Here is a 12,321-nt window from a genome sequence, read left to right on the forward strand (position 1 = left end):
ATCAGCCATGCCTCTGCTGATTGTCTGCATCGATCCGACGCATGCGCTGCGGAAGGTTGCGGTCATATTGCGTGAAGCTGGCCTGCACAGTCGCCATGATCTTGCCGTCATCGGTCAGCGTCAGTTCGGACGCCTGCATTTGCAGCGATTGCCCTTTCGCCACATTGTCGGCCATGCGGGTGCTGATGTCGTGTGGGATCACATCCGAGCCCTTGGGCAGCTTGACGATCTCGCCCCCCAATTCATTGATCCGCGCCCAGCCACCCTTGAAGTTGCGTACCCCGGAGGCGAAGCCGGGAATGACCGGGGCGCCCGCAGCGGCCAGGGCCGAAGTCAGCGGGTCCGGAAAGAGCACATTACCGAGAACGCCGAACAGGTTGCTCAGGCTGCTGGACGCTGCCTGCGCCGCCATGTCCTGGATCATATTGGCGAAGGCCTCCTTGACCGAGGTCGTGCCTTTGATGACGCCGCTGAAGTGCCGCATCATCGTGTGCTCGAAGGTTTCGCCCGCATCTGCCGTGACCCGCTGCAAATAGGGCTGTTCATTGGCAATGCCCGCGCCCAAGCCTTGGGTCAGGTATTGGCCGATCTCCATCATGACCTTGGACGGTGATTTGATTTGCATCTGATCACGCCAGCCCTGCTCATAGCTGGCGGCATCCGAAGCACCCTGCGCCCCGGCAGCTCCGGTGCCCACGGCAACCCCGTTGATCATCTCGGTCGAGGTCGTGCCGGGCAGGATCGGTCCGGTCGCGCCCCCCGTATAAGCACCGCTGCTGATCGGGCCGTCGCGGCTGCCGAGGGCACGATCGTGGATGTCTTGGGCCATCTCGGCAGCGGATTTGATCTTGTCGACGATCGGCTGAATCTTCGCCCAGGCTTCATTGAACACCGCGACCACGCCATCCCATAGCGTCCGGAAAAACGTGTCGAGGCCGGACCACGCCTGCTTCAGGCTGTCGACAGCAAGCGTCATATCCCCGGTGACGATCCCGGCCAGCGTTTTTGCCAGCCCCATGAACATGTCACCGATGCTGGTGAACAAGGTCGTGAACCACGGGCCTACTGTCTCCCAATGGAAGATGATCGTCGCTGCGGCCGCCGCGATGGCTGCAACCGCAGCCGCCACCGGCGCCCCAACGGCCCCTATCGCCACGACGGCAGCTGTCAGCCCACCGAGCACGACGGGCAGACCCGCTGCGAGCGCGCCAAACCCGAGCAGCAGCGGGCCGAGGGCTGCCGCAGCAGCGCCGATGATGACGCCCCATTTCAGCAACTCCGGGTTTGCCTCCGAGAGTTTGGCGACAAGCTGCGTCATCCCACGCACCAGCTCCTCAACGAATTTCAGCAAGCCGGAATCCGCGATGGCGATTTGCAATGCCTCAATCGCCGAGGAGAACTCTTTCAGAGCGCCATTCAGCCCCTTCATACGGGCTGCGGCCTGCTCCTCGGACGAAGTCTTGCCGATCGACGCCTTGAGCTTGTCGATGCCATCCGCGCCTTGCTCGGCAAGACCAATGGCGGTGCGCAGGGCATCATTGCCGAAAATCGTGGACAGGGCGTCGTTGCGGGCCTCGTCGGACAAACCCTTCAAGCCGTCCTGAAGCTCCTGCGAGATTTCGGCCATCGACTTCATCTTGCCGTTGGCGTCGAAGAACTCCAGGCCAAGCTCCTTGATCGCTGCGGCAGCCGGATCAGACGCCGGGACAAGACGCGTCAGAAACGTCTTGAACGAGGTCCCTGCATCAGAGCCGCTGGCAAACAGCGACGAGGTCGCCGCAATACTGGCGTTGAAATCTTCGAACGAAACACCGAGACCGCCGGCAACCCCGCCCGCTTGTGCCAAAGCCAGACGGTAATCTTCAAAGCCGAATTTCGACGCCAGCATGACACCGTTCATGCCATCAACCAGCGAGGTGAGATCGCTGGCCTGCTTGCCGAATTGCAGCATGACGTCGGTGGCGACATCGCCGGCACTGGCAAGATCGGTGCCCGCCGACGCGGCCAGCAACATGGACGCCTGGAGAGCACCGCCGAGGATGTCTGCGGCGCTGACCCCGTTCTTGGCGAGGACCTCGATCGCATCCGCGGATTCGCTGGCGCTGAACTGGGTGGTCTTGCCCATATCCAGCGCGGCCTTGCGCAGCGCAGCAAACTCCGCCTGGCTCGCGCCGGTCGCCGCCTGGACCCGGTTCATCGACGCCTCGAAATTGCCAGCGGCACGGAGGGACAAGGCCGCGAAGCCGGTGAGCGGGGCGGTGAGCGCAAGCGACATGGATTGGCCCATGGACTTCATCGTATCGCCCATCCGGGCGAGGCTGGCGCTGGCCTGCTTCATGCCCGAGCGCAGCGAAGCCGCATCCAGATCCATGATGACGCGCAGTTTACCGACGACAGATGTTGCCATTGCTTACCCCATGGCGCCCTGTCGCGCCGCCCATTCCGCCATCGTGATCACCGGGAGTTGCGCCTTGATGGTGCTGAGCCGGAAACCTGTGTCGATAATTTCGCCGTCACGCTGGAGCAACCTGTCCAGCTTTGGCATTTTCGCGGCGCGGCTCAGACCCGCGGTCAGCCAGGCCATGGCCTTGGCGTGATCATGGTCGCGCTGGATGCGCACCGCCGCACCCTGCATGTGGATCTGGTAGAGCCGGAGCGTCAGGCCCCAGAAAGCCTCAGCCTGGTGGCCAGCCTCGATGTACCGCTCCAGCATGAGCAGGTAGTTCAGGCCGGTCTCTTCGCTCCGGCCCGGGCCTTTCCCGGTTTCACCTCCGGGGCCACTGCCGCCAGCAAGGATTGCACGATTTGGGTATCCTCCGAGAGGATGGTGCCCGCGGTCTCGATCGTTGCATCAGGATGGTGGCGTTTCAGCGCCGCGAAGACGATGTTGCGAAGCAGCTTGAAATCGACCCGCCCCTCGGCAGCGGCTTGCTCCGCTTCCTGAAAGGCATCGATCGCGGGCTTGCCCGTCGCGTCCTCGAACTCGATCATGGCATTGAAATCCATGCGCAACGTAAAGGTTTGACCTTCGGCCGAGGCCGAAACCTCTCCCAGAAACCGGTTTGCCATCAGGGTTCCACCGCCTCCGACAGACGGAAGGTTGCCGTCGCCGCCATCTTGTCATTGATCGGGGCATTGCGGGCATAGCCCTTCAGAAACCCCGAGAAGACTTCCGGCACGGCGGTCTCGCCCGACGGCACCGGCAGGGTGATCTCCACCAGCACCTGCTCACCCGAAGTCTTGATCGCCTTGCACAGCGTATCGCTCGCCGATCCGGGGATGTAGTTCATCGGGATCGACAATTCACCGCTGTCCAGCAGCCCGGCGATGAACTGCTTGCGCCGTCCGGGCGATTGCATATGGGTGACATCGACCTCATCTGCCTGCTCGTCCGGCATCTCGATGTCCCCGAGAAGGGCCAGGGGCGTCCAGGTGGGGGTGGCGCCACGCCCAATGCGGACCGTGGTGCCGTAGCCAAGCATACCGTCAGCCATGACGAATACCTTTCAAATTGACCATGATTTCGGGGGAGTCTGATGCGCCGATCAGGGCACAGCAGGCGGTAGTGTTGCCGGCGGCAGCCAATGCGTCAGGCGGAAGCTCATGACCAAAGTACCGACATTGCGCTGGCCATCTGTATTGGTGACGACCGAGGTCTCCTCGAGGACGCAGGCGCGATGCGGACGCCGCAACGCCGCGATCACCAACGCCTCGATCACCGCGCTGTCCAGATCGAGCACGTCTTCGACCTCGTCAAGACCGGCGCGGCGCAGCGCAACCTGCAGCAGGGTCCGACGCGCCGTGCTGGTCATACTGTCCTGCTCGCAGCGATCCTGCGGCGTCAGCACCCCCAGCACCGGCAGGGTGTCGTGATCGATCACGCCCGACCAGACGCGCAAGACGGTGAAGCCCGCGAAGTGGGCATGGCCAGACAATGCCTCGCGCACCGCATTGCGGCAATCCGTTCGGAAATGCGCCATTTTACCGCCTCAGCTGTCGACGATCTGCATTTCGCAGATCAGGTACGCATCCGAGGCGGGCGACCCGGTCGGATGCACCACCATGACCGTGAAGGTGCGACCGTCCGGCACCGTGATTTGGTCACCGCGTCGGACCTCGGGTGCCAGGTCGCGGCCGACCCGCCAAGTGGGCGCCTCGATGCGGACGATCTGGCCGTCCGCACCTTCGACTTCGATCGGGGCCTCGCGAAAGATCGACCGCAGATCGCGCCCGGTGCCGCCGGCGGGAGAATAGGTCACCATCCCGCCAAGGACACCGGACAGGATCCCGGTCATCCCGTCGAAGATGCGGGTCACAGCGTGAACGACGCCGTCAGCAGCACGGACCCACTGGTGGCAGCGCTATCCGCCGCCTCGATGGCCACGCCGATCAGCTTGTTGGTGCTGGCCGTTACCGTCACCGCCTTGGCGGTATCGTCCCAGTAAAGCCGCGCGCCGACGGTCCAGGCCGAGCCGGCAGCCTTGGTCATGCGGTAGGCACCGCGAAGCGAAAGCTCCACGCTCGCGCCCGAGGCCGCGTCATGGACGGCGACACCGAACAGCGAGCCAACAAGTACGCCCTGCCCCGAGACGGCAGCGGCCGGCGCCGGGACCGAGATCTGTTGACCCGGTTGGATGAAGTTCTTCATGATCCGATCCTTTCTGATGATCGCGCAAAACGGAAAAGGGCGGCTCCTGCCGCCCCTTTTCCAAACCGGTCAAGCCACCGATCAGGCGCCCGCGTTCTTGTAACCGCCGCGGAAATCGATCGCGCCGCAGCCAAAATCATGCTCCAGCGAGAACTTGGTCCCCTGGACGCCGAACGGTTCCTCCATGCGGAAACGCGGCGCGGTGTAGCCCTCCAGCAGACCTCATTCAAAGCATGGCGCCTCGGAAGGCGAAGCGAAGACATACCATGCGTTGTCGGTGATCTTGGCAGTGACGCCCAGGCTCAGCGAGCCATCATTGAAGACGTTCACGTTGCCGGCCTGTTCGGGCAGGATGCCCTTGTAGAGCAGCTGCTGTGCCTCGGTTTCCTTGTCGGGGCCGACCAGCAACAGCGCCGGGGTGATTTCCAGCTCGGTCTTGTCGATGCTCTGGCGCTTGCGCAACGCCGCACGCGCCAGGCTGAGTGACGCGACGGAGATTGCGGCCGCCGTCGCCGCCTTGGTCTTGTCGGTGGTATTGAAGACCTGGCGCGAGGTCTCGTTCAGGGTCGGGCCGTCCCCGTTCGCGCCGCTGATCATCATCGCGTAGAAAGTCCGGTCCTCGAAGCGCGCCACCGCGGCACCGCGATCGTTGAGGATCTGCATGATGCCGTCGAGGCTGTCATTGACCAGGAGGGCGCGCGAGAACAGCACCTGCACGCCATAGGCCTTGACCGAGGTCTTTTCCTTCGACTCGCTGAAGGTCCCGGCCTTCAACTCGCCGCTTTCGGGATTCACCGGCTGGAGGTTGGGGAAATCGCCGACCCGCACCGTCGTGTGATCCCGGAAATCCTGAAAGGTCCGCTGCCGGGCAAGGCGACGATAGGTCGGCTGGGCCTGACGGTAGCGCGCGGCGAGCGACCGGTTCATGGCATTTTCCAGAAGGACCGGGAAATCGCTGGTCGAGTGGAAGGCCATGCGCAGCACGTCCTCGCGCGCCGCGAAGTTCCCGGGGACACGCCGCTGACCCACGCGTTCGGCCGCCATGTCGACGATGGAAAAATCCATGTAGGGCCGGGCGACATCCTCGGGCTGCGACCCGGACAGGCGCGCGGTCAGCGCCCCTTCCATCGCCAAGCGGCGGGTTTCGGTCTCGTCGCGGCCACGCTCGGTTACGCGGGGCGCGGGGTTGGTTTCACGCGCCGCCATCACAGCCATGAAGCGCGACCCGGCCATTTCGGCAGCGGTCCCGTCGTCGACCAGGGCGGTCACGTCGGCCTCGGTCAGGCGACCGGCAGCCATGTACGGCGCGGCCATGTCGCGAAGCATGCGGATACGCATGCGCTCCTGCATCACCGCCGCTTGCGGATCGGGCGTGGGTGGGGTCTGGACAGTGGGCGGGGTCGGCGTGTTCTCGAGGTTCGGGGTCGTCATGACAAGCTCCATGGTTGCGGCCACCGGGGCCGTTAGACCGCCCGGGGCGGCAGGATCGCGGGGCGCGAAGAAAGTGCGGCCCGGGGCCTTGTCGCGCATCAGCGCGGCATAGGTGGTGATGTCGCGGCGCATCTGGGTGCGCAGCGTGTCGTCGATGACGGGGACCGGCCGTGCCGTGATCTCTTCGGCGACGGCATCGACAAAGCCGATCTCGATCGCGGCCTCGGCGGTATAGAAGGTTTCAGCCGCCATGATCGCGAGAACGGCTTCGACGAACTGGCCTGAGCGTTCGGCATAGACCTGCGCATAGACCCGGGCGAGCATGTCGAGGAAATCGGCCTGCGCCCGCATCCCTTCCGCGCCGTCATAAACATAGCTCTTCGGGTTGTGCAGCATGATGAACGACCCGGTCGTCATCTCGCGTTGCGCGCCGCCCATCAGGATCAGGGAAGCTGCCGACGAGGCCTGACCTTCGACGATGATGCGGCAGCCGCCGGGATGACCCGCAAGCGTCGCGCGGATGGCCTCGCCTGCAACCGGATCGCCGCCGGCCGAGTTCAGCCGCACCGTCACCTGCCCCTCACCCATCGCGAGGAGCGCATCGCGGACCAGGGACGGGCAGAAGAACACTTCCTCCTCCCAGGTCCACCCTGCCGCCTCGTCGGACATGACATAGCCCGACAGGACAAGATCGCCGCCGATGATCAGATCAGCCCCACGTCGTTTCATGCCTGTTTCTCCTGTATGTTCGCCTTGGCACGGGCTTCGCGTGCCGAGGGCAGGCCCTGCACAGCGACTGGCGCCAGATTGGCCTCTGTATCCTTGTTCTGGTCTTCCGCGCGCTCACGCCGGATCTGCTCGGGATCGAGACCGAGCGTGCGCTGCACATTCTGGCGGCTGTTCACCCCAGCCTCGACCGCCTTGACCATCGCGTCGATTTCGTCGTTGGGATCGATCAAAGGCCGACGCGGGGCCGTGTGGGCAAGCGCGAACTCCTCGGCCGGCAGCACCTGTTGCAGCCGCCACGCCTCGCGCACCCATCGTTCGACACCAGCGCAGAACTGGCCGATCACCAGCCGCTGCCAGCGCTCGACATTGCGATCCATTTCCATCCGGCCCATCCTGCCACTGGAAAAGTTCACCCCGGAAAGATCCCCGGTGAGAGATTCCCGGGTGATGCCGATGCCCATAGAGACCGCGCCAAGGTTTTCGCGGACAAACTCCGGATAGCCCTCGACTCGCGGCGGCGTCGTCCAGGTGACCTGCGCCCCTTGCGGCGCCGCAACCACGGCCCCGGGCTCCAGCTTCGACAGGCCCCGCAGCTTTTTGACATCCTCGGCCCCCGCATCGTCCTTGTCGTAGGTGACCACCCCGGCGAGCAGCGCGGCCATTTTCTGCTTCAGGATCTCGGCTTCCTGGTAGTCGCTGAGATCGCCCATGGTCAGCATCACCGGCGCGAGCCACGGCACGCCGCGCAACTGGCCCGGTCGGTCGAGTCGCCTGATATGCAGGATGTCGCGCCAGGACACCCGCTCCGAAACAAGAGGTGCACCGCGCATTCGCGCCGCGCCGGGATGCTCCCGGAACAGGTGATAGGCCTCGATGTCACCGATCGGGCTGTATTCGACGCCCTCAATGACCTCATTCGCGCCCCAGATGGTGATCGTGGTGTCGAGATAGTCGCATTCGAGCAGTTCGATCTGGAAGCCAAGCGGCAGATCGCGCGCATATTTGCCGCGCCGTATCCGCCGCCGGGCCAGAACCTCACCGTCGGTGAAGACGGTTCCGATGACGACTTCCTGCTGCGCATAGAGATCAAGCTCTCCGCGGGCATCGAGCGCAGGCGTCAACAGGTGTTCCCTGAGCACGGCCCAGATCTTCGCCTGCTTTGCCGCATCGCCATGCACGACCGAGGGGACGATTCCCGTGCCGACGACGTTCGAAACCACGACCTCTCGCGCCCTCGCTGCGTAAGGACGGTTTCGAACCATGTCGCGGCTGAGTTGCCGCAGCCTTTCCCGCGAACCGAAGGCAGCCGCGTCGGCATCGGTCGCGGGTGCCTTCCACCCTTCCGTCCGACGCCCGCGCGAGGCCGCGTCATAGTTCATGGCAAGACCCATGGCGCGCCGCGCCAGCATCCGCTTGCTGCCGATCATCGGGGCGATCTCCGCGATGAACCCGTCGAGCGCCTTCCCGACCCATCCCATGATCAGAGACCCCGGCCAAGAGCAGGATAGACAGTCGCGAACGGGTCGTCCCTCTGCCCCTGAAGCGCGGCGATCTGGGCATTCAGATCCGCGATCCGGCGCGCGAAGACGGCATCATCGACAAACTCGACCCGCTCGCCGTTGATCTGAACGGAACGGACACCTTTGGCCCGGTTCCGCACCAACTCGTCCCGCAGCTGGATCAGTTCGGCCTGGTCAATCGCCATGTCATCCTCTCAACGCCGAAGCCATTCGATGACGCCGTCATCGGCATCGGGGTGATCTTTGCTGATCGGAGGCGGCGCGGCCCGCCCCGTCCAGATCGCATAGGGGTTCATTTCGCTGAGCGTCGCCCATTCCGGCGGCGCGTCAGGATTGATGCGGGACAGTCCCTTGTGTTCGGCCACCGCCTGCGCCTGCACCGAAAGGTCGAGGGTCTCGTTCCGCCCGGCACCAGGGCGCTTCCTATAGCCGTCCTCGTGGCGACGCTCGGCGAGCAGCTCCTCGATCCGCTCGCGTTCGATCGCCCGTGCGAAGAGATAGGCGCCCGGCCCCTGATCCATCCGTGCCGCCCCGGCGAGAACCGTATCCTTCAGGCGGTCCGTCGCCATGTTCAGCAGCTTGATCGACCGCGCCTTCTTGTTCTGCGAACCCCGCTCGGGGGCGGACAGCCAGACCCGGCTTTCCAGCCGGAAGCCGCCCCGGCCGATCGATAGAAACCAGCGATGACCCTGGCCGTCGCGACGGCGCTGACGCCAGAACTTCTCGGCATTATCCGCCCAACCCGCCGGGCCGTTAAAGTCGATCACCACCGCGCAGGGCGTCAACGTCCAGTCTTCGCCCGCAACCGCATATTCGCGCTGGAGCAGACCGAGCAGCACCACCGCGTCCTCGACATAGCGGGCCGGATTAAGCGCGCGATACCGCCCCTCGGCATCGCGCGCCTTGGGGGCGCTGTCCGGCGGCTGCGTGATGTCGAAGCGATCCAACGCCATCCGGCGTCCATCCAAGCCCCAAGCCGTGACCAGAACCGCGAACCAGCTTCCGTTGACGTCGACCGAAACGGTGATGAACCGAGTCCAATGCGGACACGTCATCGGCGCCAGGTCGCAGGCCGCATCCTTCAGCGCCACGGCCGACAGGGCGCTGTCATCGTCAGAGGGCCGCGCATAGGGCACACCGATGTCGGTATAATGCACGCGCGAGAAATCGATATCGTCCTTCGACGCCTCGAAAGCCCGGCGTGCCGTTTCATAACGTTCGACCAACTCGTCCCAGGCCGAAAAGGCAGCAGCAGCACCATTCAGCGCATAGCTCGCGATCGGCGTTTGGCGGATGTTGGGATCATCAATTCGACAAAGGATCCGGGCGCCGGTTGCATCGAGCAGGCGGGATTCATGAAACCATCCGCCCCGTCCGGTCATCGCCAGGGTATTCAGCCGCGTCTTGTCGCGATGGCTGATCAGGTGGCCGCAATCAGGGCATTGCATCCGGGCCTCGGCCCCGGCCGCACCCGGTTCAAGTGTCTTGTCATAGCTGAGACGATCGTAACGCGGTTCGAACATCTCGGCACAATTCGGACATTCCCAATACCAGCGCCCGCGCGTGCCCTCATTGTAGATCTTCACGATACCGCCGGTCACCGGCGGCAGGCGATGCGGGGCCGCGGGATCGAATTCCCAGACCTGTTCCGGGTCGACCGGAAAAGCCGGAGTACTTTCGACGAAGACGCAGCCGCGCGACATGAAGGTCCGGATGCGTTGCAGCGCCATGCCGTGCGGCGTTCCCTCCGGACTGTCTTTCGGCCCCAACCGCTGCGGCATGTGGTCGTAATCCGTTTCCAGCACCATGCGCTGGGATCGAGAGGACAGCTGGTTGGCCACCGGGTAGCCGATGGTCACACGCATCCCCTTGAACCGCTTGCGGCTGAAGGTGCTGTCATCGCGACCGTTGCCCAGCCTTTCGCGCAGAAAGGGGCTGTTAGTGATCGCCGGATCCAGCTTTTCCTCGACCCAGGCATCCGCATCGGTCTTGGTCATATGGATGATCTGCACCGGCGACGGCGCGCACATGATCGCATGCGCCGAGACCGAGAGCAGCATCTGCGACTTGCCCGACTGCGACGGTCCGACGAAGCACACCGTTTTGAACAGTCGGGACTGGCTCATGTCCTGAGGCTCGACGGTATAGGGCGCGACCGTGCGGTCATAATCGACCCAGTTGCCCTGGACCGGAACGCGCAGAAAGCGTTCCGCCGCATCGGTCACCGAGATCCTGCTGGGCGGATCGAGAAGCGGCAGCGCATCACCGAGCAGCTCTTCCGGCGTCGTGAAAGGCGGCAAGGGCGGGATGCGCGCAAGCGCTCCGAGGCCGCGATCAGCCATGACCACCATCAGATATCCATTTCTCCCTGGCGACCTCCCCCGAACGCCACCACCGAAGCCGGGCGACGCAGAAGGTCGTCGATCTTGGCCTTGATCTCGTCGCGGAGCTGGTCGGTACGCTCGACCACCTGGGCCACCTGTTCCGTGGACAGGCCGAACTTCATTTCCAGATAGTCGGGCAGCGTCTCCAGTGAGGTCGCGGTCATCACCAGCACCTCCTCCATGACCGCCCGAGTACGATCGGCCCGGATCAGGTCGCCGCGCTGTTCGGCAAGACGGTTGCGCTCATACTCGGCTTGCGACCACTTGCGAACTTCCTCCGCGGTCAGTCCCGCCTCGGCCTCTTCCTGATCGGCATCGAGGTTGCGGAACGCCAGCGCCGCCTGCGCTGCAATCTGATCACCGCGCTGCTTTCTGTGCCGCGCCTTGTCGTCGCGCGCCTGCCGCCAGGCGTGGCAATGCGACAGCTGGAATTCGTAGGCGACCCCGTTCTGGCCTTCGGAGAGGGCTGGCATGCCCTGCCCCATCCATTTGGTGATCGTGTTTTCTGTGACCGTGAAGGCCTTGGCGAGCTGCGATCGGTTCAGCACGAAATCCTCAACCCCATCGGGCAGAGGCCATGCCGACACGTCCAGCACCTCCCCATCCGCCAGCGTGATGAGGTGCGACACCGATGATCCTTTCAATAACAACAACAAGTACCGGAACCTGCACCCCTCGGCAGAAATTCCGTACCAAATGTCACGGGGCGCGAATGACCCCCGTGCACCACATATCCGGGAAGGACCCGGGGCCCGACCGGACGGTCCGAGCCGCCCGCCGCTACGCCCCCTGTGCAGCCATCTTCGCGATGGTGCGGGCCAGATGCTCAGGCAACCGCGCCTGATAGACCTCCGCTGCACCATCGAAGAAGCCGAGCCGCTCATCATAGACCGGCATACCGCGGGTGAAGTGCAGCACCTTGCTGATCGAGCCATCCGGATCGCGCTTCCAGATGCCCGGCGACAATTTGCTGTTGGCCCGCGGTACGAAGAAACCCGCCCGCTTGCGCTTGCGACTGCGTGATTTCGCGGTCGTGTTCGATGACTTGTCGCGCTGCGCCTGGACCGCGGAAAGCGCCTGATTGCGCTGGCCCGACGACCAGTTGCCATAGGCATCAAGCTTCGCACCCGATGCCGGAGTGGCCGCCGTGATGATACCATCATAGGCCAGGCGTGCATCGAGCAGACCTTCGAGCCCAGTGCGTCCGCGCGCCCCACCGAATTCTTGGGTCTTCAGATAATGTCGCCTGCCGACCGATGGCCGTTCCTTGACCTCAGCCTCGAGCCTCTTCGGGCGCGCGCCCCGGATCGTGAACGCGTTCAGCGTGTACCGTGTCGGGCGGTCGAACACCGCCTGCATCCGGTCCTGAACATGCGTCAGCACATCCTTGGCCGTATCGTTCAACGCCCAGCTGGCCGCGATGTTGATCTTGCGATCAGCCAAGGCCCGCAGGTTCTCCTGCAGATCCCGGTCATCGATCGTGAGGATCAGCATCAAAAAACTCCTCTGCTGGCCGATCTGTGATGATCTGCTCGGAAACCGAGACGCGCGCCAAGCGTTACATTTTCGCCAATTGATCGAAGGAGGCAGCTATGAGAGCTATTGTCGC

The 12,321-nt window shown here is 64.1% G+C and carries 13 protein-coding genes; all 13 read right to left on the reverse strand.

The genetic code is table 11. The features are described from left to right. Position 1: 1 nt before the first annotated feature. The 13 genes from IB235_RS00090 to IB235_RS00150 all read right to left on the reverse strand — a co-directional run bounded on the left by IB235_RS00090 (position 2) and on the right by IB235_RS00150 (position 12,206). Complete coding sequence (locus tag IB235_RS00090; protein WP_192334496.1) at positions 2 to 2,407, reverse strand: phage tail tape measure protein; 2,406 nt, start codon at positions 2,405 to 2,407, stop codon at positions 2 to 4. 3 nt (positions 2,408 to 2,410) lie between these two features. Continuing rightward, positions 2,411 to 2,713 (reverse strand): hypothetical protein, encoded by a 303-nt coding sequence (locus IB235_RS00095; protein ID WP_192334499.1) that lies wholly within the window; start codon positions 2,711 to 2,713, stop codon positions 2,411 to 2,413. Between the two features lie 11 nt (positions 2,714 to 2,724). Then, a complete protein-coding gene (locus IB235_RS00100; RefSeq protein WP_225612000.1) occupies positions 2,725 to 2,991 on the reverse strand; it encodes a hypothetical protein in 267 nt (88 codons plus the stop codon). A 77-nt stretch (positions 2,992 to 3,068) separates the two neighbouring features. Continuing rightward, on the reverse strand, positions 3,069 to 3,494 hold the full coding sequence (locus IB235_RS00105; RefSeq protein ID WP_192334505.1) for a phage tail tube protein: 426 nt from the start codon (positions 3,492 to 3,494) through the stop codon (positions 3,069 to 3,071). 51 nt (positions 3,495 to 3,545) lie between these two features. Next, positions 3,546 to 3,980 (reverse strand): hypothetical protein, encoded by a 435-nt coding sequence (locus tag IB235_RS00110; protein ID WP_192334508.1) that lies wholly within the window; start codon positions 3,978 to 3,980, stop codon positions 3,546 to 3,548. A 9-nt stretch (positions 3,981 to 3,989) separates the two neighbouring features. Next, complete coding sequence (locus tag IB235_RS00115) at positions 3,990 to 4,316, reverse strand: hypothetical protein (RefSeq protein WP_370576789.1); 327 nt, start codon at positions 4,314 to 4,316, stop codon at positions 3,990 to 3,992. Further along, entirely contained in the window at positions 4,313 to 4,648 is a 336-nt protein-coding gene (locus tag IB235_RS00120; RefSeq protein WP_192334511.1) for a DUF2190 family protein, read from the reverse strand. The genes IB235_RS00115 and IB235_RS00120 overlap by 4 nt, the downstream gene beginning before the upstream one ends. Positions 4,649 to 4,870: 222 nt before the next feature. Next, a complete protein-coding gene (locus IB235_RS00125; protein WP_192334514.1) occupies positions 4,871 to 6,808 on the reverse strand; it encodes an ATP-dependent Clp protease proteolytic subunit in 1,938 nt (645 codons plus the stop codon). Further along, positions 6,805 to 8,286, reverse strand: a complete 1,482-nt coding sequence (locus IB235_RS00130; RefSeq protein WP_192334517.1) for a phage portal protein — start codon at positions 8,284 to 8,286, stop codon at positions 6,805 to 6,807. Before IB235_RS00130 ends, IB235_RS00125 begins: the two co-directional genes overlap by 4 nt. Before the next feature lie 2 nt (positions 8,287 to 8,288). Beyond that, entirely contained in the window at positions 8,289 to 8,513 is a 225-nt protein-coding gene (locus tag IB235_RS00135) for a phage head-tail joining protein (RefSeq protein WP_192334520.1), read from the reverse strand. A gap of 9 nt (positions 8,514 to 8,522) precedes the next feature. Beyond that, positions 8,523 to 10,670, reverse strand: coding sequence for a terminase gpA endonuclease subunit (locus IB235_RS00140; RefSeq protein ID WP_225612001.1), 2,148 nt, complete (start codon positions 10,668 to 10,670; stop codon positions 8,523 to 8,525). Positions 10,671 to 10,678: 8 nt separating this feature from the next. Beyond that, entirely contained in the window at positions 10,679 to 11,341 is a 663-nt protein-coding gene (locus IB235_RS00145) for a DUF1441 family protein (protein ID WP_192334526.1), read from the reverse strand. 151 nt (positions 11,342 to 11,492) lie between these two features. Continuing rightward, positions 11,493 to 12,206 carry a hypothetical protein gene (locus IB235_RS00150; protein WP_225612002.1) on the reverse strand — a complete coding sequence of 238 codons (714 nt, stop codon included), beginning with the start codon at positions 12,204 to 12,206 and terminating at the stop codon, positions 11,493 to 11,495. Between the last annotated feature and the right edge of the window lie 115 nt (positions 12,207 to 12,321).

This window comes from Paracoccus sp. PAR01, assembly GCF_014851995.1.
GTDB classification, from domain to species: domain Bacteria; phylum Pseudomonadota; class Alphaproteobacteria; order Rhodobacterales; family Rhodobacteraceae; genus Paracoccus; species Paracoccus litorisediminis.

Excerpts from the sequence above, each read along its gene's own strand:
- IB235_RS00150 (WP_225612002.1), bottom strand. The coding sequence starts at position 12,206 with ATGCTGATCCTCACGATCGATGACCGGGATCTGCAGGAGAACCTGCGG.
- IB235_RS00095 (WP_192334499.1), bottom strand. The coding sequence starts at position 2,713 with ATGCTGGAGCGGTACATCGAGGCTGGCCACCAGGCTGAGGCTTTCTGG.
- IB235_RS00100 (WP_225612000.1), bottom strand. The coding sequence starts at position 2,991 with ATGATCGAGTTCGAGGACGCGACGGGCAAGCCCGCGATCGATGCCTTT.
- IB235_RS00130 (WP_192334517.1), bottom strand. The coding sequence starts at position 8,286 with ATGGGATGGGTCGGGAAGGCGCTCGACGGGTTCATCGCGGAGATCGCC.
- IB235_RS00125 (WP_192334514.1), bottom strand. The coding sequence starts at position 6,808 with ATGAAACGACGTGGGGCTGATCTGATCATCGGCGGCGATCTTGTCCTG.
- IB235_RS00110 (WP_192334508.1), bottom strand. The coding sequence starts at position 3,980 with ATGGCGCATTTCCGAACGGATTGCCGCAATGCGGTGCGCGAGGCATTG.
- IB235_RS00140 (WP_225612001.1), bottom strand. The coding sequence starts at position 10,670 with ATGGCTGATCGCGGCCTCGGAGCGCTTGCGCGCATCCCGCCCTTGCCG.
- IB235_RS00120 (WP_192334511.1), bottom strand. The coding sequence starts at position 4,648 with ATGAAGAACTTCATCCAACCGGGTCAACAGATCTCGGTCCCGGCGCCG.
- IB235_RS00135 (WP_192334520.1), bottom strand. The coding sequence starts at position 8,513 with ATGGCGATTGACCAGGCCGAACTGATCCAGCTGCGGGACGAGTTGGTG.
- IB235_RS00105 (WP_192334505.1), bottom strand. The coding sequence starts at position 3,494 with ATGGCTGACGGTATGCTTGGCTACGGCACCACGGTCCGCATTGGGCGT.
- IB235_RS00090 (WP_192334496.1), bottom strand. The coding sequence starts at position 2,407 with ATGGCAACATCTGTCGTCGGTAAACTGCGCGTCATCATGGATCTGGAT.